General features: G+C 53.7%; 17 protein-coding genes. 9 read left to right on the top strand and 8 right to left on the bottom strand.

The annotated features are described in order from the left end of the window. Positions 1-318: 318 nt before the first annotated feature. Positions 319-1,299: a glycosyltransferase family A protein gene (locus AAGR08_RS11875; RefSeq protein ID WP_345826950.1), complete on the bottom strand. Its 981-nt coding sequence runs from the start codon at positions 1,297-1,299 to the stop codon at positions 319-321. 774 nt (positions 1,300-2,073) lie between these two features. On the opposite strand from AAGR08_RS11875, the gene ssuE reads away from it, so the two are divergent. Genes ssuE through ssuB form a run of 5 tightly spaced genes read left to right on the top strand, consistent with a single transcriptional unit; the run spans position 2,074 to position 6,340 of the window. Beyond that, complete coding sequence (gene ssuE, locus AAGR08_RS11880) at positions 2,074-2,625, top strand: NADPH-dependent FMN reductase (protein WP_097094346.1); 552 nt, start codon at positions 2,074-2,076, stop codon at positions 2,623-2,625. 10 nt (positions 2,626-2,635) lie between these two features. Next, positions 2,636-3,604 (top strand): sulfonate ABC transporter substrate-binding protein, encoded by a 969-nt coding sequence (locus AAGR08_RS11885; protein ID WP_141400222.1) that lies wholly within the window; start codon positions 2,636-2,638, stop codon positions 3,602-3,604. A 2-nt stretch (positions 3,605-3,606) separates the two neighbouring features. After that, positions 3,607-4,752 carry an FMNH2-dependent alkanesulfonate monooxygenase gene (ssuD, locus tag AAGR08_RS11890; protein ID WP_345826952.1) on the top strand — a complete coding sequence of 382 codons (1,146 nt, stop codon included), beginning with the start codon at positions 3,607-3,609 and terminating at the stop codon, positions 4,750-4,752. A gap of 11 nt (positions 4,753-4,763) precedes the next feature. Continuing rightward, a complete protein-coding gene (gene ssuC, locus AAGR08_RS11895; protein ID WP_097094348.1) occupies positions 4,764-5,552 on the top strand; it encodes an aliphatic sulfonate ABC transporter permease SsuC in 789 nt (262 codons plus the stop codon). Further along, positions 5,549-6,340 (top strand): aliphatic sulfonates ABC transporter ATP-binding protein, encoded by a 792-nt coding sequence (gene ssuB, locus AAGR08_RS11900; RefSeq protein WP_097094349.1) that lies wholly within the window; start codon positions 5,549-5,551, stop codon positions 6,338-6,340. The genes ssuC and ssuB overlap by 4 nt, the downstream gene beginning before the upstream one ends. A 68-nt stretch (positions 6,341-6,408) precedes the next feature. Here the strand turns inward: ssuB and pepN are convergent, their stop codons facing one another. Further along, positions 6,409-9,024 carry an aminopeptidase N gene (gene pepN, locus AAGR08_RS11905; protein ID WP_345826954.1) on the bottom strand — a complete coding sequence of 872 codons (2,616 nt, stop codon included), beginning with the start codon at positions 9,022-9,024 and terminating at the stop codon, positions 6,409-6,411. Positions 9,025-9,277: 253 nt separating this feature from the next. On the opposite strand from pepN, the gene pncB reads away from it, so the two are divergent. The 4 genes from pncB to AAGR08_RS11925 all read left to right on the top strand — a co-directional run bounded on the left by pncB (position 9,278) and on the right by AAGR08_RS11925 (position 14,838). Beyond that, positions 9,278-10,483, top strand: coding sequence for a nicotinate phosphoribosyltransferase (gene pncB / locus AAGR08_RS11910; protein WP_345829905.1), 1,206 nt, complete (start codon positions 9,278-9,280; stop codon positions 10,481-10,483). 152 nt (positions 10,484-10,635) lie between these two features. After that, on the top strand, positions 10,636-12,036 hold the full coding sequence (gene asnS, locus AAGR08_RS11915) for an asparagine--tRNA ligase (RefSeq protein ID WP_345826956.1): 1,401 nt from the start codon (positions 10,636-10,638) through the stop codon (positions 12,034-12,036). A 299-nt stretch (positions 12,037-12,335) separates the two neighbouring features. Next, complete coding sequence (gene ompC, locus AAGR08_RS11920; RefSeq protein ID WP_345826958.1) at positions 12,336-13,448, top strand: porin OmpC; 1,113 nt, start codon at positions 12,336-12,338, stop codon at positions 13,446-13,448. A gap of 199 nt (positions 13,449-13,647) precedes the next feature. Further along, positions 13,648-14,838 (top strand): amino acid aminotransferase, encoded by a 1,191-nt coding sequence (locus AAGR08_RS11925; protein WP_345826960.1) that lies wholly within the window; start codon positions 13,648-13,650, stop codon positions 14,836-14,838. A 40-nt stretch (positions 14,839-14,878) separates the two neighbouring features. On the opposite strand, the gene AAGR08_RS11930 is transcribed toward AAGR08_RS11925, so the two are convergent. The 6 genes from AAGR08_RS11930 to mukF form a co-directional block, all read right to left on the bottom strand. Next, complete coding sequence (locus AAGR08_RS11930) at positions 14,879-15,508, bottom strand: MBL fold metallo-hydrolase (RefSeq protein ID WP_345826962.1); 630 nt, start codon at positions 15,506-15,508, stop codon at positions 14,879-14,881. 36 nt (positions 15,509-15,544) lie between these two features. Beyond that, entirely contained in the window at positions 15,545-16,096 is a 552-nt protein-coding gene (locus AAGR08_RS11935; protein WP_097094356.1) for a YcbK family protein, read from the bottom strand. Positions 16,097-16,284: 188 nt separating this feature from the next. After that, the gene (gene ldtD / locus AAGR08_RS11940) at positions 16,285-18,111 is read right to left on the bottom strand and encodes a L,D-transpeptidase (RefSeq protein ID WP_345826963.1); all 1,827 of its coding nucleotides are present in this window, start codon (positions 18,109-18,111) and stop codon (positions 16,285-16,287) included. Between the two features lie 156 nt (positions 18,112-18,267). Further along, positions 18,268-22,734 carry a chromosome partition protein MukB gene (gene mukB / locus AAGR08_RS11945; RefSeq protein ID WP_345826964.1) on the bottom strand — a complete coding sequence of 1,489 codons (4,467 nt, stop codon included), beginning with the start codon at positions 22,732-22,734 and terminating at the stop codon, positions 18,268-18,270. Beyond that, positions 22,731-23,465 (bottom strand): chromosome partition protein MukE, encoded by a 735-nt coding sequence (mukE, locus tag AAGR08_RS11950; RefSeq protein WP_097094359.1) that lies wholly within the window; start codon positions 23,463-23,465, stop codon positions 22,731-22,733. Before mukE ends, mukB begins: the two co-directional genes overlap by 4 nt. Continuing rightward, complete coding sequence (mukF, locus tag AAGR08_RS11955) at positions 23,446-24,768, bottom strand: chromosome partition protein MukF (RefSeq protein WP_097094360.1); 1,323 nt, start codon at positions 24,766-24,768, stop codon at positions 23,446-23,448. Before mukF ends, mukE begins: the two co-directional genes overlap by 20 nt. Positions 24,769-24,775 lie beyond the last annotated feature (7 nt).

Here is a 24,775-nt window from a genome sequence, read left to right on the forward strand (position 1 = left end):
AGTATGGCGGCGTCTAAAAATTAGCTGAAAAACCAAGACTGACACAGAACAACATAGCTGCCTACCAGACTTAATCTTAAATTTATCAGTGGTGCTGAGGCGAGTAACTAATCTTAGTTTACAAGCCGTAAATCGCTTATTTCGGTTATCCCGAAAAAACAGGCCACCTTTTTATTATAAAAATGTGGCCTGCATATGAGGTAAACATCATCTGTAACAGAGTTTGCAGAAGTGACGATCTTTTTTACATACAGATGCAATTAACGCTATTCACTTTCTGCCTCCACCATTATTTGTTACTGATGGAATAATCACGAATCAGGCGGCGCGTTTCAACTCTTTCGTCACTTTTAAATTTTGCAGCATGATAAATATTTGCGGCCGATTGATTAACAACCACTCTTTAATATTTGCTGGCTCATGCTGCCCACCCATAAAGCGAATGGCATTAATAACATATTCGGGTACAGGCGTACCGTTATAAAGCGAGAGATAAATCATCAACCGGAAAGAGTGCATGAGATAGTCTTTCTCCAGCGCTTTGCTGGCCGGCGATGTATCAAGTGCATGCTTGAGCGTACTGAAGGCATGCATAAAGGCGTTATAGCGCTGCAGGAAGTACTCTTCACTCTTGCGGCTGTTGGTTAATGAACCGTTTCGCACCCGCTGGTAGTAATAAACATGCTTACTCACCCATGCATGACGAGCGCGGACAAATGCAGACAGCGTGTATTTGTGATCTTCGTGGACGCGGTCGACAAAGCGTAAATCATACTGGGTTACCACACTCTTTTTCAGCGCATAGTTCCACGCTGCGGAAGTGTACGAGCCATTACGCAGCAGGCTTGAGAGGACGTTTTGCGGCGGCTGCAGACCAAAAACCTCGTGGCGCACTTTGGGCCGGATGCGCTCACGGTGTCCATCTTCAAACATCTGTGAGCTAAAGCAGAACAGGTCAATTTCCGGATGTGCCTGATAAACCTGCTGCAGTTCAGCCAGGAAACCGTCGGCGACGATATCATCGGGATCACAGAAGAATACAAATTCTCCGAGTGCTGCATCTAACCCGATATCACGCGCTTTACCGGCTCCGCCATTACGTGTGGTAATAATTTTTACCTGCGGTAGATGCCCATAGTGCTGCTCCACCAAAGCCAGCGTGCCATCGGTAGAACCATCATTAACAATAATGATCTCACTGGATGCACCCTTTTGCTTCAATAACGAATCCACACACTCGACAATATAATTCTCTACGTTGTAGGTAGGGATAATGATGGATAATAGGATTTTAGCCATAAACCTTTCCTGGAGTAGATAGAAAAAAGCAAGTCTTAAGCTGCCGACATCACGGCATAAAACATTACGCCAATTATTTAAACGCAATATAAACGGCAAGAGTTTTGATTTCGCTCTCAGTTAAGCAGATTGTTATTTTAAATCACAGGACCAATCATAATTAAGAAAAATAAATCAATGCAGATACATTACCCCCTCTAAACACTTCGCTTTGATTTCGTAAAAAAACATTACCACTCTTAAGCTTTGTGTCATCTCAGCGAATAATGACACACATTTTTTCACGGAAAATCTTACGAGGGTTTACTCAATAAAAAATAAAGAGATAGCCTTTGCGACACTTTTTTTGCCTGGAAGATAAAAGCGTCGTTTAAAAACGCGTTCTTCAATTGATTTAACACTGTTTTTTAACGTTGCTCAGCCACATTTGCTATTGAATCTATTTCGCTGTCCGATACAAGACGAATTTGACCAAACGTAACCGCAGTTACAATTACATCTGACGTGCAGTTCAGGGTTAAGCGTAACGGTAAAACGGTTTTTAAATCATGGTTTGTAATCAATGCTAATGGACTTAACGGCGGTTTTTAAGACTAATCGTAAATGCGTATGCGCTGAAAACTGACTTGTTTTTATCCCCTCTTATTCTTTTTGCATTTTCCACCTTTTGATTGCCGGATAAATCATTTAAGCCATCCCCCCTGCTCTGACAGTATTGAACCTATCAGTTCTGAATATCAGATAATCAATAACTTTCAGTTATAAGGAGTGACCATGCGGGTTATTACGCTGGCGGGCAGCCCTCGCTTCCCTTCACGCTCTACTGCGCTGCTAAGCCTTTGCCAGCACGCGCTGGAAGCACGCGGTGTTGAGGTGATCCCGTGGAATATTCACAACTTTCAGCCTGAAGATTTGCTCTACGCGCGTTTTGATTCTCCAGCATTAGCTGCTCTAAAAGCCGATTTAGCGCTGGCGGACGGCTTAATCGTCGCCACACCTATTTATAAAGCATCATTTTCAGGGGCGCTGAAAACGCTGCTCGACTTGCTACCTGAGCGCGCGCTGGAGCATAAAGTGGTGCTGCCACTGGCCAGCGGCGGCAGCGCTTCCCATTTGCTCGCGGTTGATTACGCGCTTAAGCCGGTGCTCAACGCGCTCAAGGCGCAGGAAGTTCTGCACGGCGTATTTGCAACGGATGTGCAGATTACCCATTACGATCGTCAACCACAGTTAGATCCGCTGCTGTCACAACGTATAGATGAAGCGTTAGATACGTTCTGGCACGCGCTGCATCGTCGCCACCAACCCTATGCACAAGCGGTATAAAGGAAGCGTTATGAAACGGATAGTAACGGGCTGGCTGATGCCAGCGATGGTCGCTCTGCTCTCTTTAAGCATTACTGCACACGCCGCTGATGCTCCCGAGCAACTGCGCATCGGTTATCAGAAAGGTTCAGTGAGCATGGTATTAGCGAAAAGCCATAAGCTACTGGAGCAGCGTTTTCCACACACGCAAATTAAATGGGTGGAATTCCCGGCTGGCCCGCAGATGCTGGAAGCGCTCAACGTCGACAGTATTGATTTAGGCAGTACCGGCGATATTCCACCGCTGTTTGCGCAGGCCGCCGGTGCGGATCTACTTTACGTCGGTTCCGAGCCGCCTAAACCGCAGGCAGAAGTGATTCTGGTGCCAAAGGACAGCCCGATTCACAGCGTAGCCGACCTCAAAGGCCGCAAAGTGGCATTCCAGAAAGGCTCCAGCTCGCACAACCTGCTGTTGCGCGCACTTGAGCAAGCTGGGCTGAGTTTTAAAGACATTCAGCCAACCTATCTGACTCCCGCCGACGCGCGCGCCGCGTTCCAGCAAGGTGACGTGGATGCCTGGGCGATTTGGGATCCCTACTACTCGGCTGCCCTGCTGCAAGGCAACGTACGCGTGCTGGTTGACGGCAGCAAACTCAATCAAACCGGCTCCTTCTATTTAGCGACGCGCAAATACACCGAGGCGAACGGGGCATTCGTACAGCACGTGTTGAATACCTTCAGCGATGCCGATGCATTAACCCGCAGCCAACGCGACCAAAGTATTGATTTACTGGCACAGGCGATGGGCTTGCCGAAACCGGTCATTGCCAGCTATCTCGACCATCGTCCGCCTACCACTATTACGCCGGTCAGCGCCCATACCGCGCAGGCCCAACAGCAAACGGCCGATCTGTTTTATGCCAATCATCTGATGCCGGTGAAAGTGAATATCGCTGACCGCATCTGGCAGCCACAATCTGCCCAGCCGAAAGGAAATTAATCATGAGCGTATCCGTATTTTGGTTTCTCCCGACTCACGGCGATGGTCACTATCTTGGCACCGCGGAAGGCGCGCGCCCGGTTGATCATGGTTACCTGCAACAGATTGCCCAAGCGGCAGATCGTCTCGGCTTCGGCGGGGTGCTGATTCCCACCGGCCGCTCCTGTGAAGATGCCTGGCTGGTGGCGGCTTCATTAATCCCGGTCACCCAGCGTCTGCGTTTCCTGGTGGCGCTGCGCCCGGGGGTGATTTCGCCGACTCAGGCGGCGCGTCAGGCGGCCACGCTCGATCGGCTGTCGAATGGCCGTGCGCTGTTTAATCTGGTGACCGGCGGCGATCCGGAAGAGCTTGCTGGCGATGGCGTGTTTCTCGATCACCGTGAACGCTATGAAGAGTCTGCCGAATTTACTCGCGTCTGGCGTCGCGTCTCGGAAGGTGAAACCGTCGATTACGATGGCAAGCACGTCAAAGTGCGCGGTGCGCGCCTGATGTTTAAGCCGGTGCAGCAACCGCGTCCGCCGCTGTGGTTTGGCGGATCGTCGGATGCGGCACAGGATCTGGCCGCCGAGCAGGTGGATGTTTATCTCACCTGGGGCGAGCCGCCGGCGTTAGTAAAGGAGAAGATTGAACAAGTGCGTGCTAAAGCCGCCGCGCAGGGCCGCACCGTACGCTTCGGCATTCGCCTGCATGTGATTGTGCGTGAAACCAATGAAGAAGCCTGGCAAGCAGCGGACCGCCTGATTGCCCATCTCGACGATGCCACCATTGCCAAAGCGCAAGCCGCATTTGCGCGTACCGATTCGGTTGGACAGCAGCGCATGGCCGCACTTCACGGTGGCCGGCGCGATAAGCTGGAGATCAGCCCGAATCTGTGGGCCGGTGTTGGCCTGGTTCGTGGCGGCGCAGGCACGGCGCTGGTGGGCGATGGCCCAACCGTGGCGGCGCGCATGCAGGAGTACAGCGATCTCGGCATCGAAACCTTTATTCTCTCTGGCTATCCGCATCTGGAAGAAGCTTATCGCGTGGGTGAGCTGCTGTTCCCGCACCTCGATCTGGCGATTCCGCAAGTGCCACAGCCGCGTGTGGTGCAGGCGCACGGCGAAGCGGTAGCCCATGATTTCACGCCGCAAAAAGTGTCGCAGAGCTAAAGGAGCCGAGGATGGCAAACGTAAAAAAACAGCTGGGTAATGCCGTGCTGCCCTGGGTGTTGCCGGTGGTGCTGATCGCGTTGTGGCAATTGGCATCGCAGGTGGGTTGGCTGTCGACGCGTATTCTGCCGTCGCCGGAAAATATCCTCATCACCTTCTGGAAACTGACGGTGAGCGGTGAGCTGTGGCAGAACCTGGCCATCAGCAGCTGGCGCGCCGCCATTGGTTTTGCCATCGGCGGTTCCATTGGTTTGATTCTGGGATTAATCACCGGTACATCACGTGTGGGTGAACGCCTGTTGGATACTTCCGTACAGATGCTGCGTAACGTGCCGCATCTGGCGCTGATCCCGCTGGTCATTTTGTGGTTCGGCATCGACGAATCCGCCAAAATTTTTCTCGTGGCGCTCGGCACCCTGTTTCCAATTTACCTGAACACGTATCACGGTATTCGTAATATTGACCGTGGCCTGGTGGAGATGGCGCGTAGCTATGGTTTATCCGGCTGGAGCCTGTTCATTCAGGTCATTCTGCCGGGTGCGCTACCTTCTATTATGGTTGGCGTTCGTTTTGCTCTTGGCCTGATGTGGTTGACGCTGATTGTGGCCGAAACCATTTCAGCCAACTCCGGCATCGGTTATCTGGCGATGAATGCCCGCGAATTCCTGCAAACCGACGTGGTGGTGGTAGCCATCATTCTCTATGCCCTGCTCGGCAAATTGGCCGACGTCGCGGCACAACTGCTTGAGCGCGTGTGGCTGCGCTGGCATCCGGCTTACCAATTAAAGGAGAACGCATGAGCAACGCAACCCTAAATCCGGCGCGTTTGAATCGCGGTACGCCGGTTGGTGTGAATGGTGTCAGCAAGCAATATGGCGATCGCACCATCCTGAACAATATTGATCTGCATATTCCGTCCGGGCAATTTGTCGCGGTGGTGGGTCGCAGCGGCTGCGGTAAAAGTACCCTGCTGCGCCTATTAGCTGGCCTGGAATCGACTACGCGCGGTGCGCTGCTGGCGGGCAACGCGCCGTTATCGCAAGCACGTGAAGATACGCGTTTGATGTTCCAGGATTCACGTCTGCTGCCGTGGAAAAAGGTGATTGATAACGTTGGGCTCGGGCTAAAAGGTCGCGAATGGCGAGCCGCCGCCCTGGAAGCGCTGGAGGCCGTTGGCCTTGCCGATCGTGCTAACGAGTGGCCGGCAGCATTGTCCGGTGGCCAGAAACAGCGCGTGGCGCTGGCGCGTGCGTTGATTCATCGTCCCGGTTTGCTGCTGCTTGATGAGCCGCTGGGGGCGCTGGATGCGTTAACGCGTATTGAAATGCAGGGCTTGATTGAGTCCTTGTGGCAGCAGCATAACTTTACCGTGCTGCTGGTGACGCACGATGTCAGCGAAGCCGTCGCCATCGCCGATCGCGTTTTGCTGATTGAAGAAGGAAAGATTGGTCTGGATTTGATCGTCGACTTGCCGCGTCCGCGCCGTCGCGGCTCTGCGCGTCTGGCGGAACTCGAAGCCGAAGTGCTGGATCGCGTGATGAAACGGGGTTCATCAGAGCAGCCGTTGAAGTTTGCGCAGCAGAGTTGAAAAAGGTGCGCATAAATGCGCACCCGGTAAAATCCGCGTAGGGTCGCCATTCATGGCGACCACTATGATTAAGCGTTCAATGCCTTAGTGATCTTCTCGTACAAATCACCCGACAGCTTATCCAGCCCTTTCAACGTCTCCAGCGCCTTACGCATTAGCGCCTGACGATCGGCATCGTAACGTTTCAGACGAATTAATGGCTCGATCATGCGCGCAGCAACTTGTGGATTGCGCGTATTGAGATCGGTCAACATCTCCACCAGGAACTGATAACCGCTGCCATCTTTGGCGTGGAATGCCGCCGGATTAGCGGAAGCAAATGCACCAATCAGCGAACGAATACGGTTCGGGTTGCCCATGGTGAACGAGCGGTGATGCAGCAGTTCGCGCACCTTGCTCAGCACGTCCGCCGCCGGGCTGGTGGCTTGCAGCACAAACCATTTGTCCATCACCAAACCATCCTGATGCCAGCGCTCGTCGTAAGCGGCCAGCAGCGTATCGCGGCATGGCAGATTTGCAGCAACTGCCGCGGCCAGCGCTGCTAACGCATCGGTCATGTTGTTCGCCTGCTGATATTGCGCCTGCACCAATTTGTCCGCTTGGGCAGCATCGGCAAAGGCCAGATAACCGAGGCAGACGTTTTTCAACGTGCGCTTGCCAATTTCTGCATGCTCAATTTTGTATTCACTGCTTTGGTTGGCCAGATAGAGCGCAAAGAACTCGTCATTTAACTCAGTGGCGAGCGTACGCACCAGCGCATCGCGCACCGCAGCAATGGCCAGGGGATCGATGACATCAAACAGTTCCGCAATTTCATTCTCAGACGGCAGCGAAAGAATCAACGCTTTCAGCGCCGGATCGCCCTGCTCATCCAGCAGCACCGCACGGAATGCATCGGCGACATGCAGCGGCAGCGACAGCGGCTGGCCCTGCTGATGACGTGCGACGTTCAGGCGAATGTAGGTTGCCAGCAGGCTTTGCGCCGCATCCCAGCGGGCAAAATCGTTGCGTGCGTGACGCATCAGGAAGGTGAGCTGCGCGTCGCTCCATTTATAGTCAAGCTTCACCGGCGCGGAGAATTCGCGCAGCAGTGAGGGCACCGGCTGGAAATAGACTTTGTCGAAGATGAAAGTCTGGAACTCTTCGGTAACATTCAGCACATGATGCACCGGATGACCGTTGTGCTGCAGCGGGATCACCTTGCCTTCATTATCATACAGCTCGATATCCAGCGGAATGTGCAGCGGCAGCTTCTCTTTCTGCTCGGCGGTGGCTGGCGTACGTTGCGTGACGTGCAGCGTGTACTGCTCAAGCTCAGGATTGTAGTCATCGCGCACCGTCAGGATCGGCGTACCCGCCTGGCTATACCAGCGGCGGAACTGAGAAAGATCAACGTTGGAGGCATCTTCCATCGACTGCACGAAATCATCACAGGTTGCAGCGCTACCATCATGGCGTTCGAAGTACAGCTGCATCCCTTTCTGGAAATTCTCTTCGCCCAGCAGAGTGTGCATCATGCGGATCACTTCCGAACCTTTCTCGTACACCGTTAAGGTATAGAAGTTGTTCATCTCGATCACCTGATCCGGGCGGATCGGATGCGCCATCGGGCTGGCATCTTCCGCAAACTGCGCGCCGCGCATCACACGTACGTTATCGATACGATTAACCGCGCGTGAGCCCAGGTCTGAACTGAACTCCTGATCGCGGAACACCGTTAGCCCTTCTTTCAGGCTAAGCTGGAACCAGTCGCGGCAGGTCACGCGGTTACCGGTCCAGTTATGGAAATATTCGTGACCGATAACCGCTTCAATACCGAGATAATCTTTGTCGGTGGCCGTTTCGGCTTTTGCCAGCACGTATTTAGAGTTAAAGACGTTGAGGCCTTTATTCTCCATCGCACCCATGTTGAAGAAATCCACCGCGACGATCATAAAGATGTCGAGGTCATACTCAAGATTGAAGCGCTCTTCATCCCACTTCATGCTGGCTTTCAGTGACGTCATCGCCCAGTCGGCGCGATCGAGATTGCCGCGGTCGACAAAGATTTCCAGCGCCACATCGCGGCCCGAACGGGTGGTAAAACTGTCGCGTAGTACGTCAAAATCTCCGGCCACCAGCGCAAACAGGTAGCAGGGTTTCGGGAAAGGATCCTGACACTTCACCCAATGGCGGCCATCTTCATGGCGTCCGCTCTCCAGCTTATTGCCGTTTGACAGCAAATAAGGATAGCGTGCGGCATCCGCAATAATGGTGGTGGTGAAACGCGCCAGCACATCCGGGCGGTCAAGATACCAGGTAATATGGCGGAAACCTTCCGCTTCACACTGCGTGCAAAGCGCCTCGCCGGACTGGTATAACCCTTCCAGCGCGGTATTTTTATCCGGGTGGATGTCATTAATGATGGTCAGCGTAAAATTGTCCGGCAGCTGGCTAATGAACAACGCGCCCTCTTCCTGGCGGTAATGCGGCCACGGATTGCCATCCACTGCCAGCGATACCAGCGTGAGATCTTCACCATCCAGACGCAGATCCGCATCCGCCGCGCCAAGTCGCTTCACCTGGCTCACTGCGGTAACGCGCGTTGCGGCGGCATCCAGATCAAAAGTCAGGTCGATATCGGTAATGGTGTAATCCGGCGCACGGTAATCGTGGCGATATTTAATTTGCGGCTGTTGCGTCATAAATCCTTCTCGCATCTTTTAATCGTTAATATGTTGACCCGTCAAAGTCTAAGCGGGTTGTGCCTTCGTTGCCACGTACAATGCGTGCGTTCGTTGAAAAGGCTACAATTCATTAACAATGGCACAAATGACCCTCGACCTGCCACCCGCAATTATGGTGTGATCGCGGTCATTACTGTTTTATACTCCTGCGTCTTTATGACTTTGTTGAACACCGGGCTCTGCTCCGCGGAAGAGGATGCTGAAACGCACCATGACTGGACATGCTTCCCCGATTTTAACCACGCTGCTTGATACCGATGCGTACAAGCTTCATATGCAGCAGGCCGTATATCATCGCTATTACGATGTCCCGGTGACGGCTGAATTTCGCTGCCGTGGCGATGAACTGCTGGGCTTCTATGCGGACGAGATCCGTGAACAGATTGAAACCCTGCAAGCGCTCGCACTGAGTGACGATGAATACCACTACCTCAGCGGTCTCCCTTTCTTTCAAGCCGATTACGTTAACTGGCTGCGCCAGTTCCGCCTCGATCCTTCGCAGGTTAATGTGCGTAACGATCATGGCCGGCTGACGATTCAGATTCATGGCCCATGGCGCGAAGTCATCCTGTGGGAAGTCCCGCTGCTGGCGTTGATCAGTGAAGTCGTGCATCGTCATCGTACCCCGCAAATGGGCGTGGAGCAGGCGGTGTCGCATTTGCAGCGCAAGCTGGTGGATTTCCGTGAGCAGGTAGGCGATTTGGATATGTCGCGCTTCCAGCTGATGGATTTCGGCACGCGACGCCGCTACTCCAAAGCAGTGCAGGAAGCGATAGTTAGCACGCTGAAAACCGAATTTCCGTGGCTGGTGGGGACCAGTAACTACGATTTGGCACGTCGCCTGCAGCTTAATCCGGTGGGTACGCAAGCGCATGAGTGGTTCCAGGCGCATCAGCAAATCAGCCCGGTGCTGGCGAATAGCCAACGCGCCGCGCTGCAATCCTGGCTGGATGAGTATGACGATCAATTGGGCATCGCGCTGACCGACTGCATCACCATGGATGCCTTCTTGCGCGATTTTGGTCCAGGCTTTGCCCATCGTTATCAAGGCCTGCGCCATGACTCCGGCGATCCGGTGGAATGGGGTGAAAAAGCCATTGCGCACTATCAGCGTTTGGATATTGATCCGAAAAGTAAAACGCTGGTGTTCTCAGATAATCTTAATCTGGATAAAGCGCTGGCGCTCTATCGCCACTTTGGTCAACGTGCGAATGTGGTGTTCGGCATCGGTACGCGCCTGACGTGCGACATTCCCGGCGTTACGCCTCTGAACATCGTGATTAAACTGGTGAGCTGCAATGGCAAACCGGTGGCAAAGCTTTCCGACAGCCCCGGCAAAACCATTTGTCAGGATAAAGCCTTTGTACGCGCCCTGCGTAAGGCCTTCGATCTCCCGTTGGTCAAAAGAGCCAGCTAATTCTTAATGCAGGGTGCTTGCACCCTGCTCCTCGTCAACAAATCTCCCTTTCTCCTGCCAATTTTGCTTGTTTCCTGTTGGCTCGCAAGTAACATATCAAAACCCCGGAAAAGGGGCTTTTTATCAACCTCCTTATATAAAGAGAGAAATTTATGAGCGTAGTGCCTGTAGCGGATGTACTGCACGGCCGTGTCGCGGTTGACAGTGAAGTCACCGTACGTGGTTGGGTGCGTACCCGAAGAGATTCAAAAGCCGGTCTTTCCTTTATCGCCGTTTATGACGGTTCCTGCTTTAATCCCGTTCAGGCTGTCGTCAATAATTCTCTGAATAATTATCAGGACGAAGTCCTGCGTCTGACCACCGGTTGCTCGGTAATCATTACCGGCAAAGTGGTGGAATCCCCGGGCGAAGGCCAGGCGTTTGAACTGCAGGCGACCCAGGTTGAGGTCACCGGCTGGGTTGATGATCCGGATACCTATCCGATGGCGGCCAAACGTCACAGCATCGAATATCTGCGTGAAGTCGCCCATTTACGCCCGCGTACTAACCTCGTGGGAGCCGTGGCGCGCGTGCGTCATACGCTGGCGCAGGCGCTACATCGCTTCTTCCATGAAAACGGCTATTTCTGGGTGTCGACCCCGCTGATCACCGCATCGGACACCGAAGGCGCAGGCGAGATGTTCCGCGTTTCCACGCTGGATCTGGAGAACCTGCCGCGCGACCCGCAGGGAAAAATTGATTTCGACAAAGATTTCTTCGGCAAAGAAGCCTTCCTGACCGTATCGGGTCAGCTCAACGCTGAGACCTATGCCTGCGCGCTCTCCAAGGTGTACACCTTCGGTCCGACTTTCCGTGCGGAAAACTCCAATACCAGCCGTCACCTGGCGGAATTCTGGATGCTGGAACCGGAAGTCGCTTTTGCCACGCTGGATGATGCGGCCGCGCTGGCTGAAGCCATGCTGAAGTACGTATTCCAGGCCGTGCTGAATGAACGCGCCGATGATATGGCGTTCTTTGCTGAGCGTGTAGACAAAGATGCGGTTGCCCGTCTGGAACGTTTCGTTCAGACCGACTTTGCGCAGGTGGATTACACCGATGCGGTAGAGATTCTCCTGCAGAGCGGCCAGACCTTCGAGAACCCGGTTTCATGGGGTGTGGATTTGTCATCCGAGCACGAACGTTATCTGGCAGAGCAGCACTTCAAAGCGCCGGTCGTTGTGAAAAACTACCCGAAAGACATCAAAGCCTTCTACATGCGTATGAACGACGATGGCAAAACCGTAGCGGCGATGGATGTGCTGGCGCCGGGTATCGGCGAAATCATCGGTGGTTCACAACGTGAAGAGCGTCTGGATGTGCTAGATGCGCGACTGGCAGAAATGGGCCTCAATAAAGAAGATTATTGGTGGTATCGTGACCTGCGTCGTTACGGCACCGTGCCACATGCTGGCTTTGGATTAGGTTTCGAACGATTAATCGCCTATGTCACCGGCGTACAAAATGTAAGGGATGTTATCCCCTTCCCACGTACTCCACGCAATGCGAATTTCTAAATTTCGCGATTAATTATAAGTAATTCATATATATAAAGAGGTCGGCTTAGCCGGCCTTTTTTTATTTTTGTAAATTTAGAGTTCTCTCACAAAGTTCCCGGATTTTTACAAATTGTCATACAATTTTTCCTTTTGATACTTAATTGCGAGATTTGAATCATCTTCGGGCTAGAATTAGCAACCCCGTGATGGAAAGATGCGTGCAGACACAGGAGACATCAAACTTCTCTCAAGGTTCTGTAAAGATTTCTTGGCAGCAGTGGCAGATGTCCAAATAACTCCAATGAGGGTAATAAAAAATGATGAAGCGCAACATTCTTGCAGTGGTTATCCCAGCTCTGTTAGCTGCTGGTGCAGCAAACGCAGCAGAAATTTATAACAAAGACGGCAACAAGCTGGACCTGTACGGTAAAGTTGATGCGCGCCACACTTTCTCCGATGACGCTAATAATGATGGCGATGCAACGTATGTTCGCTTCGGCTTCAAGGGTGAAACTCAGATCAACGACCAGCTGACCGGTTACGGCCAGTGGGAATACAACGTTCAGGCTAACAACACCGAAGGCGCTGACGCGCAAGACGGCAACAAAACCCGTCTGGGCTTCGCGGGCCTGAAATTTGGTGATGCAGGTTCATTCGACTACGGTCGTAACTATGGCGTTATCTATGACGCAATGTCTTACACTGACCAGCTGCCAGTGTTCGGTGATGATACCCTGTATCAAGACAACGACAACTTCATGATTGGTCGCTCAAGTGGCCTGGCTACCTACCGTAACAGCAACTTCTTCGGTCTGGTTAACGGCCTGAGCTTCGCTGCACAGTACCAAGGCAAAAACGAAGGTTCTCGTGATCCACTGGCGCAGAACGGCGACGGCTGGGGTACTTCTGTAGCGTATGACACCGGTATGGGTATCAGCGCTGTCGGTTCTTACTTCTCTTCTGACCGTACCAACGCTCAGATTGCAGATGGCAACGGCGACAAGGCTGACGCATACGGTTTCGGTCTGAAATATGACGCGAACAACGTATACCTGGCAGCATTCTACGGTGAATCACGTAACACCACCGCTTACGGTAGCTTCGCTCGTCAGACTGCTAACAAAACACAGAACTTCGAAGTGGTTGCACAGTACCAGTTCGACTTCGGTCTGCGTCCATCCATCGCTTACCTGCAGTCAAAAGGCAAGCAGCTGAATGGCAACACTAACACCGACAACGGTGCAACCTTTGCTGGTGGCGATGCTGACCTGGTTAAATACATCGAAGTGGGTACCTACTACTACTTCAACAAAAACATGTCTGCGTATGTTGACTACAAAATCAACCTGCTGGACGACAACGATTACACTCGCGCTCAGAACGTGAGCACCGACGACGTTGTTGGCGTTGGTCTGGTATACCAGTTCTAATCACTCGATTAGCAATGCGGATTACCTAAAAACGGAGCCTTCGGGCTCCGTTTTGCTATTCAGTGATCGGCTTCTCAATTAGCGCCACTACTTTATACACGGGAGTTATTTCTTTTTTATTTCAGCGGTTGGAAATCTTCTCGTCTGACGCTAACCTGATAGCTCATTTCGCTAAAGTTCACCCAAACGGAACTGACTCATGTTTGAATCGATCTCTGCCGCACCCGCCGATCCTATTCTTGGACTGGCTGACCTTTTTCGCGCCGATGACCGCCCGAATAAAATCAACCTTGGTATTGGCGTCTATAAAGATGAAACCGGTAAAACGCCGGTGCTTACCAGCGTTAAGAAAGCCGAGCAGTATCTGCTGGAAAACGAAACCACCAAGAACTACCTGAGCATTGATGGTCTGGCAGATTTCGCGCGGTGTACACAGGAGCTACTGTTCGGAAAAGAGAGCTCGCTGATTTCTGACGGGCGCGCCACAACAGCACAGACGCCAGGCGGCACCGGTGCCCTGCGCGTTGCAGCCGATTTTCTGGCGAATCAAACCAGCGTAAAACGCGTTTGGGTGAGCAACCCTAGCTGGCCAAACCATAAGAATGTGTTCAACGCTGCCGGTCTGGAAGTGTGCGAATACCACTATTACGACGCAGCAAGCCATAGCCTTGATTTCGATGGCATGGTGGCATCACTGCAGGAAGCCAAAGCGGGCGACGTGGTGCTGTTCCACGGCTGCTGCCATAACCCAACCGGCGTTGATCCTTCTGCAGAGCAGTGGCAGCAACTGGCGCAGCTGTCGCAAGAGAAAGGCTGGCTACCGCTGTTCGATTTCGCTTACCAGGGTTTCGCTCGTGGTCTGGATGAAGATGCGGAAGGCTTGCGTATTTTTGCCGCCTCTCACCAGGAACTGATTGTTGCCAGCTCCTTCTCGAAGAACTTTGGTTTATACAACGAGCGCGTAGGCGCGTTAACGTTAGTTGCAGCTAACAGCGACATCGCAAAAACGGCGTTCAGCCAGGTGAAATACACCATTCGCGCCAACTATTCAAACCCGCCTTCACACGGTGCGGCAGTGGTGGCGACAATCCTCAGCAATGAGGCATTGCGTACTATCTGGATTCAAGAGCTAACCGATATGCGTCAGCGTATCCAGCGTATGCGTCAGCTGTTTGTGAACACGCTAGCGGAGAAAGGTGCTAAGCAAGACTTTAGCTTTATCATCAAGCAAAACGGTATGTTCTCGTTCAGCGGCCTGACCAAAGATCAGGTGGTACGTTTACGTGAGGAGTTCGGCGTTTACGCCGTGAACTCCGGTCGCGTTAACGTGGCGGGAATGACGCCAGACAATATGTCTGCGCTATGTGAGGCGATTGTCGCGGTGCTGTAATCCTTTTCAGCGAAAAAAATGGGCCATATTGGCCCATTTTTTATTGCAGGAACGGATTGCTGATACGTTCACGGCCGAGCGTTGAGATAGGTCCATGACCCGGCACGAAGGTGACGTCATCGCCGAGCGGCAGCAGCTTGGTTTTAATCGCGTCGATCAAATCGCTGTGGCTACCCTGTGGAAAATCGGTACGTCCCACGCCACCGTTGAAAATCACATCGCCTGAAATGAGCAGACGCCCCGCGCGATCCAGCAACACAATATGCCCCGGCGTATGACCCGGACAAAGCAGCACTTCCAGTGTGATGTTGCCCAGCTGCACGGTTTCGCCCTCTTCCAGCCAGCGATCGGGAGTAAGCGGTGCGCATTCAGGTAAACCAAACATACGGCTTTGAGTGGGCAGATTATCCAGCCAGAAGGCGTCAAGCGGGTGCGGGCCGACAATCGGCACCTGGTAATGTGCGGCGAGTTCAGCAGCAGCACCTACGTGATCGAGATGTCCATGCGTAAGCAGGATCTGTGACGGCGTTAAACCGCGTTCTGCCAGCACAGCTTTAATGGTTTCCGCATCACCGCCGGGATCGACTAAGGCCGCTTGTTGGGTTTCGTCATCCCAAATCACTGAGCAGTTCTGGGAAAAGGCGGTAACCGGAATAATTTGGTAATTCATAGCGCTCCATGACCGACACACGCAGCGCTGCCGGTATCAGGACCAGTGCCTTGCAGGCCCGGTATCTATGTGTACGAAGTTGCTGCGCGGGTAATATCCTACACCACCAGCGCGCATAGATAACGCCGCTTTGCGAACATTGCTCAATGAAATCCCTTCAATATGGAAATCCATCGCTTGTCCTTTGGTGTGATAACTATGCTTGGCGACGCCCGGCCCTGATTCACGCAACATATTATTGGTTGCCAGCGTGCGATATCCCGAAATGAGCTGCACCGGTTTACGCGTATCAAGCAGCGCCTGCAGGCGATAAAGCTGATCAAAAAGATGGGGATCGATGTTCTTCACCTGATTAGCACGATAATCGCGGAAGAAGTGATTTAAGCGGACTAACTCATCCTTGTCATAACGCTTACCGTTGAAAAACTCAGTTTTAAGGGTTTCACCGGTGTGAAGGTTACTAAGCGTCAATACTCGAGGGCGGGAGGTGGAAAGCGAAGCCAGTGCGGAGCCAGGAAGCAGTGATAAGCCTGCTGCTGCCCCTCCAATCAGGAGTAATCGACGACGTTGAGAATCAAAATTAGCCATGAAGCGGAGTTACCTAATCTAAAGCGGATAAAATATGTGCGAAAAGTACACAAGGCCGAACATTAACCGCAGCCAAAATCTCAGTCAACCCGGAATACGGCTCAGAATGAGCAAAACCCGCGCGAAGTCAAATTTTCGCCACGGGTTTTGAAGAGTTTACGCCGCTAAGAAAACAGCCAAATCAAGCACTAGAGCAGCAGTTGCCCCGCTTTTTTGAGTGCCTGACTGCCTGAACGGGCAGGATTATCATAATTGTAAATATCTGTACGATATTGCGGTTGCCCATCATCTGCCACCCAGGCGGTTAAATAGTAAAGGTTGACCGGAATGCGATGACGAATCGGCACATAGCGAGTATCACCCTGTTTCAGCGTGTCTGAAATACGACCATCATTCCAGCCGACATCCTGCAGCAGAAGGTCGGCCAATTCCGAGGCTTTATTAACGCGTACGCAGCCCGAGCTAAGCGCACGAATATCACGCTGGAACAGCGCATGATTTGGCGTATCGTGCAGATAAATGGCATCCGAACTAGGCATATTGAACTTGTAACGTCCCAGTGAGTTGGTCGCGCCCGGCGCCTGACGAATGCGGTAAGGGAAATTCGCGGCTGACACCATGTGCCAATCAATCATCGACGGATCGATCACCTCGGCGTCCGCACTCCAGCCCGACAGCAAGGTATAGCCATGCTTATACAGATAAGAGGGGTCCTGCTTCACCTTCGGCACAATATCCTGACGCACCAGCGTTGTCGGCACGTTCCACGGCGGGTTAAGCACCACATTATTCAGTGCGCTGCGCATTAGCGGCGTTTTACGATCGGGACGACCTACAATCACCCGTGACGACAGGATAGTGGCACCATTGTTGTAGTAGGTGAGTGAATAGTTGGGAATATTCACCATGATGCCATTATGCATATCATCCGGCAGTAGTCGCAGGCGCTGGATATTCAGCGCCAGTAGCGATGCTCGCATCTGTGGTGGCACATTCAGCCACTCACGTGTGCGCGGGCCAATCGCGCCATCATCGGCCAATCCCTGCCAGTGCTGGAAGCGTTTCACCCCTTCCACTAGCGCGGTGTCATACACGTTGGGGCCGGATGCTGTCGGATCTGCAGCAACATTATTGGCCACTTCGGGTGTTGTGGCGAGCGCCGAACCGGCATCAATATCATCAAAGTTTGCGGCAGACGGACTGACCGCCACCGGCTGATTGCTTTGCCCCACCGGAACGGGCGCCGTAGGCACCGCATCTTCCGCCGGCGTTGGTGTCGTACTGTGGCTGGCGGTTAACATGCCGGTACGTTGCAAAATCTCGCGCAGCGCAGGCACGTCATTACTGATTTGCCCCGGGCGCAGCGTAGCGCTGTCGCGTAGTTGCGGCCACGGACGATTATCAGTTAGTAACATTTTCAACGCGTTGTGCATGGGCGCATATTGTGGATGCTGCGGCTGCAGTGAAACGACAAATGTACGGCTGTTACCGGCATTGACCGCATTCTGCCATTGGTTAATAGCCGCCAGCGTTGGCATGGTCAACTTATAGGGCACATTGCTGTAAAGCCAGGTTTCACCCTGCGTTGGTACATTCGCTACAAATTGCAGGTAGCCCAGCATGGCATCGCTGAGCACGATATCGCGCGCTAAGCCTTTAATATTGGGATTCGTTAACCGCTCCACCCACCGGGTAAACTGCGGCTGTACACCGGAGAGTGCGACTTCCGCCAGCTGCTGCTGGAAAACCTGCACTGCCTGCTGGTCTTGCCATAACGGCGCCATATCGCGCGCCGCATAAATGCCCGCAAGGCCAGGTAAATAGAAAGGTTGTTCAGTTGGGCTAAACGCCTGCTGGATCTGCTGCTGGCTCGCAGCAACCGAGAGGGTATTGTGCGTTGACTTCGGCAACGTTGAGGTGATCGCCGCATAGCTTACTGCTAACGGAGACAACAGCAGTGATAAACCGAGTGCTACTGCAGCACGACTCATTTTGATCTTATTGTTTAGCAACATCCCTGCCCCCTTCTCACCAAAGACACGGCGCCCTGTAATCGCCATGTACAGCCACACTCTTAATATTGAGTATACGAATAAAAAACGGCATCTGCCTCTGAGTGCAAATGCCGCTTACAGATTAAACGTAGTGCCGTTTTTTAACCAGATTCAGCGCTAGGTATTTTCGGTTTGCAGTCCTATTCCCGTATTTTCCTGTTTCACTGGCGAAGGATCTGCCGAGAAGCCGCGCAGTCCCACCACATGCACATGTTCAGTGTTGTTAAATACCTTACGCACCAGCTTATAGGTGGTGCCTTTCTCAGGACTGATATTTTCTGGTGCAGCAATCACCAGCTGCATCTCGAGTCGTTCGCAGAGTTCAAACAGCGTGGCGATAGAGCGTGCGTCAAGGCGTGCCGCTTCATCGAGGAACAGCAGGCGGCAGGGTGAAATATCTTTGCCACGCAGGCGACGCGACTCTTCTTCCCAGCTCTGCACCACCATCACCAGAATTGACATCCCGGTACCGATCGCTTCACCGGTCGAGAGCGCCCCACTTTCTGCACGCAGCCAGCCATCCGAACCACGGTTGACCTCTACTTCCATCTCCAGATAGTTGCGGTAATCAAGCAGCTCTTCACCGATGGTCTGCGGCGTACGCTGCCCCATATCGATCTGCGGATTCAGACGTTGATAGAGTTTCGCCAGCGCTTCCGAGAAGGTGAGGCGATTGCTGGTGAACAGATCCTGATGCTGCTCATGCTCTTCCGACAGCGTATCCAGCAGCGTGGAGTGCGCTTCACGTACGTTCACGTTGAGACGCACGCTGCGTACCTGGCCAAAGCTCACGGCCTGCAAGCCTTGGTTCAGCTGACGAATACGGTTCTGCTCGCGCTGGATGGTTTTACGAATGATGTTCGCCGCGCTGCGTGAGCTGATTGCCAGCGTCTGTTCGCGCGCCGTCAGCTCTTCCGTCAGACGATTCAGCTCAATCTCCATCTGCTCAATCGCTTCAACCGGATCGTCGGTACGAATGATGTCTTGACGAATACGCTCGCGCAGATGCTGATACACCGCAATAAAGAACTGAATCTTGCGTTCAGGACGCTTCGGATCTTCTGACATACGCAGCACATCGCGCAGATGTTCGTTATCCGCCACCGCCAGACGCAGTGCACCGAGCGCCTTATCCGACATGGATCGCAGCTCATCACCGCTGAGGTACGCCAGTTCACGACGATGCAGACGACGCTCAACGCCGTTCTCTTTAACCATGCGCAGCACCGTACACCAGCCCGCTTTGGCGCTCACCACCTGCTCACGAATCTGGTGATAGTCGCGCTCCAGCTTGCGCAGTTTCTTCTGCAAACTCTCCATTTCGGCTTCACAGAAGGTGATCTGTTTTTCCAGCTGGTTACGACGCGCACGGTTGTGGCTCAGCGCGGTATACAGCTCATCACGACGAATACGCGCCCGCTCTTCCGCACTGGCATCTGCATGCACACCAATGTCCTGCATCTCTTGCTGCAGCTCTTTTAGCATGTCGCGTTTAGCATCGTAAGAGCTTTTCAGCGATGCCAATACCTGCGAATACTGCGTCAGCTGCGCCTGATGTCCGCGCAGACGTTCGCGCGCGCGGCTGCGCTCGCCTTCCGCCTGCTCCAGACGCTGACGCAACTGTTCATTGAGATCGGTATTACCGCCTAACATTCCCGCTGAACTTTCGTAGCTGAAGTGCGCCCGACGCTGCACCACTTCTGTCAGCGCAAAGGCCTGCTGGCGCGCATCACGCTGCTGCTGCTGGGCTTGCTGATAATCACGCTGCAGCTGATCATGCTGCTGCGGATCGCTCTGCAATACCGAAATCAGCGGCTCCAGCTTGCTGAGTTTGCTGCCATGCTGATGCAGGAAACGCGCGGCTTCCTGCGCTTCTTCCACGCGCTCACGGATCTCTTCACAACGGTCGCCGAGCGTGTCGTCGAGCAGCAGATTAACGCGCGGCAACAGGCGGTTCAGCTGGCTGACGCCCTCTTTTGCCTGCTCAAACTGCGCGCGCTGCTGTTGATTGTCGTTTTCATGCTGCGCCAAAGCCCGCTCTAACTCGCCGCGACGGCTGTTGAGTTGACGAATCAGCGCTTCGGGATCTTCATCAAAGGCCACCGCTAAATGGCTACCAATAAAGCGGCTAAAGGATTGGTGCAGACGCTGAGTTTTCTGTACGTCAAACGACAGCGTGGCATAACGCTCAGCCAGCTGTTCACGTTCATTGTTCAGCAGTTCCAGCTGATTTTCACGCGCCGCACGGCCAAACAGCGGCACTTTCGGGAAGCGGGAGTAGCGCCATTGCCGCTCCGCCACTTTGACGACCACCGCTTTTTCCAGCTCTTCAACGCTGAATACGCTATCGTCAAACGCCTGCGGATCACCCTCAATCAGATAGAGATCTTCCGGGCACTCGTCTAAACCATCGAGCAGTTCGCGCACCAGCGACAGATCCGGCACCACAATGGCGTGACGCGAAGGACCATACAACGCGGAGAAGTAAGGCGCGTCATCCAGCGTGACATCATCATAAATTTCAGAGAGCAGCACGCCGCCAAAACGTTCCGCCAGCTGCGTCAGGCGCGCGTCTTCCGCACCGCCCGGTTGGCTCAGGCGTTCAATCTGCTGCTCAACTTCACGCTTACGCGCCGCCAGTTCATCGCGCTCAACGGTGGTTTCACGCTCACGCTCCAGCAGCTGCTGCATAAATTCAGTGATTTGCTGGCTGCTGGTCAGCTCCTGGCCGGTCTGCTCGCTGAGTTGGGTGAGGATCTCCTGCGCCGCCAGCCAGTGCGGTGCACGCGCGGTAAGCGCGGTAATCCGTTCACGCAGCTGCTCCAGCTCCTGACGCATCAACATGCGGCGTTCGCCAGCATCCGATACGCTCTCATTCAGCTGTTCAATCTGCGCTTCAAGCTCACGCTGCAAACCTTCCAGCGCATCCGCATCGTATTGCTGTCCCTGACGTTTACAAAAATCCGCCAGTAAACGTTCGGCATCGTGCTGCTCGCGCAGACGCGTTTCTAATTCATTGAGGCGTAAACGCAGCGAGGAGAGTTGTTCGGCATGGTGGCGCTGATTGCCCGCGTCACGCAGTAATTCGCGCCCTACCTGCCACGCATCCTGACGACTCACGTCACCCGCGATGCTGGTCACTAATGCTAACGCCTGTTCAAACTGGCTGTGTGCCGCTTCAGCAACGCTCAGTTTTTGTTCCAGACGCAACAGTTGCTCGGTGGCTTCCTCTTCACGCGCCTGGAAGGTCTCCTGCCATTCAGCGGCGTTATCAATGCTGAGGTCAGGCAGCTGGCACTGCGTACGCGCTTTTTCCAGCGCCTGTAAGGCCTGCTGATATTGAATAGCACGCGTTTGCTGTACGTCGAGCGCCTGCTGGAAGTCGGCGAGCTGGCTTTTCAGCTCATCCACTTCAATTTCAGCCGCTTCGGCACGCGCTTCATTCTCTTCCTGCACGTCACGCGCTTCGGCAACAACTTCGTTCTGCTCTTCAAGGCGGTAAGTCAGCTCTTCCAGATCGGCATCGTAACGCTCGATTTTCTCCTGCTGACGCATCGCGGTTTGCACCAGATTCAGGTGATCGCTGGCGCCCTGATAATCGGTTTCCAGATCGCTCTCGGCGCCGTTGTGTTCAGAGAGTTCTCGCGCCATTTCAATATGGCGATACTGCTCGGAGATCAGCTGATTGCGACTGGTGAACAGCTCATTACGCAGCTGCAGCGCGCCGTCGAGATGAATACGTCGCTCGTTGGCGTGGCGCATATAGTCGGCCGAAACATAGCTGGTGGCTTCCGAGATCAGATGCTTAAACAGATCGCGATCTGACTGCGTGACGCGGATGGCTTCGAGCGTCATGCGGTTTTCGCGCAGCGCCGCTTCCATATCCTGGAAGGCTTTGCGTACGCCGCCGTTTTCCGGCAGCAGGTAGTCGCGCAGCGAGCGGGTAATGGCGCTAGAGATACCACCATAGAGTGAGGCTTCGATCAGGCGATAGAACTTGCTGCGATCGCTAGCGTTACGCAGGCGACGCGGCACCACGCCAAGCTCGAACAGCACCGCATGATAGTCGGTTACGGAGTTGTACTGTTTGAATTGCACGCCTTCCTGCGATTCAACGCGTTCCTTCACTTCCGACAGCGGTAACACTCGCGCCTGACGGCTATTAAGGATTTCAGTCAGCATATCGGTCGGCTGCGAATCGGTCGGCAAACCGTGAATACTGAACGGTTTGATATCGACTTTTTTATCGCGTCCCGCCACTTGTTGCAGACGCACGCCCACTATCACGCGCTGGTGGCGGGAGTTGACCACATCCAGCACTGAATAGCAGACGCCGGCACGCAGTTTGCCGTGCAGACCTTTATCGCGAGAACCCGATGTTGCACCGGCTTCGGTGGTGTTACGGAAGTGCAGCAGCGTTAAGTCTGGGATCATCGCCGTGACGAAGGCGGCCATAGTGGTGGATTTGCCGGCACCGTTACCGCCCGACAGCGTGGTCACCAATTCATCAAGATCAAAGGTACGGGCAAAGAAGCCGTTCCAGTTGATCAGCGTTAGCGAACGAAATTTACCGCGTTCAATCATGCTTGCTCATCCTCCGCGTTATCACTCGCGTCGCTTTCAGCGTCAATATCATTATCCGCTTCATCGTTTTCTGCCGCAGCTGGCGCACTTTCCAGCGTCATCGCTTCGCCGTCACGAATCAGGCGCAGCTGCGCTTCACGCGCATCGTCACCGCTACGCACGTCAGCGCCAAAGCGGAATACCGATTCGGTGATGCGGAATTTGCTGCTGTCGTTGCCCATAAACCACACCATGCCGAGGCGGCGAAGGCGGCTGAGCGAGGCGCGCATTTTTTCCTGCAGCTTGGCGCGATCGAGATCGGAACCCGTGGAACGCTGGTTTACCAGCTTGAGCAGTTTGCTCTCATCCGCCAGCGACAGCAGTTCGTCGTACAGCTCCTGCTGGGTAAAAATCCCCTCATTCGCCAATCGTTCCGGGCTGAGATAGAGATAACAAAGAATTTTGCCCACCATCATGTCCAGTTCGGAGAGCACCGAGCGTGGAATCAGCGTGGTAGAACGCGGACGCAGGTAGAAAAAGCCTTCCGGCGCGCGGATCAGCTCCACGTTGTAGCGCGCGTAAAACTCTTCAAGATATTCCTGGTAATCCATCAGAAAAGCGTGATTATCCAGCTCTTCAATACCAATGTGGCGACCCGCGCGTAACTGGCTATCAAGCGCCGGGAAAATCGGGTTTGCCAGGGCCAACGCCAGTTTAACTGGCATCACTTGTTCAATATTTGTCGATGACATGTGCCTGCACCTTGGCTCCGTAATCATTAATGGCCTGCCATTGCGCGGGCAGACCGGCTAAATCAGCTTCGGCCACGCCGAGTCGTACTGCTTGATCAATGACGATACGCGCCAGATCAAAATGACGCGCGCGTGGATACTGCGACAGGTAGTCGCGCATCACCGTGGCAAGATGGAGTGGCTTCTGCTCCAGCTTGTAGATCTGCAGCGCCTCTTCGATCATCGCGGCCAGCTGTTCGCGAATCTCATTAAACTCTTCATATTCCATTTCCGGCGGCAGCTCGCCCATCACTTCGTCATTACGCAGTGTCATCTCTTCGTCGCGCATATCATAAAGACGATCGGCATTGGCGTATGTCAGCGCCCACGGCTGGTCGAAATAGTTTTGCACCGACAGGCGCAAACGCTGCGCAAAAACGCGGTTTTTATCCATGTCGATGGCGGTACGAATAAATTTATGTACGTGGCGGTCGTAACCGATCCACAGATCGATAGCCTGCTGACCCCAGCTGATGATGCGATCCAGCTTGTTTTGCAGATCAAACACCAGCTTATCGACAAAGCCGAGATCGGGGCTGCTGAGAGTGGCGTCCTGAATGCGCAGTAGATTGGCCTGCAGTTTATCACCCGCGGCTTCCAGCGTATCCTGCAGCTCGCGCAGGGTACCGGAGGTTTCTGACAGCAACATTTCACAGCTGGAGATCGCCGCGCGCCAATCTTTGTTGAGCAGATCGGCGATATCGGTTTTCACCGCCTGCTGCTGCTCATCCATCAGGCGTTGCGTCATATCGATGCTATCGAAGATTTCCGCTACCGAATATTTGAGCGGCGCAAAGACGTTGCGATGCCAGTGGAATTCGTCGCCATCTTCTTCGGCGGCATCGGCGGCGCGTTTCAGCTCCTGCGCCACGATCGACAGCTGCATCGAGAGACGCAGCGTAGAGAACTCACGCTGACGAATGTAATAGTCGGTAATGCCAATGGCCAGCGGCGTCAGGCGATAGATAGCGTGCCCTTCCGTCAACTCGCTGGTAAAGCGGTTGAGCAAGCGCTGGCGCACCATGTCATTGATGGCGTTGTTAGCGCGCACCTGCACGGTTTCGTGGGTTTGCTCGAAAGCCTTGCTAACGTGACGAAACGCGTCAATCAGCTCGCCTTCACTCATTTCGCCGTCCATGCGCTCACCGTTTAAGGTGGCGATAGCCAGCAAAAAGGCCAGACGTTCTACCGGCAACGCAAGCGAAAAGTCGTTCTTGCGCGCCCATGCCACCAATTCGGGGACCGTCTGGGAAAATTCGCTCATAGTTGAT

The organism is Pantoea sp. BRR-3P, from assembly GCF_039621635.1.
GTDB lineage: Bacteria > Pseudomonadota > Gammaproteobacteria > Enterobacterales > Enterobacteriaceae > Pantoea > Pantoea floridensis.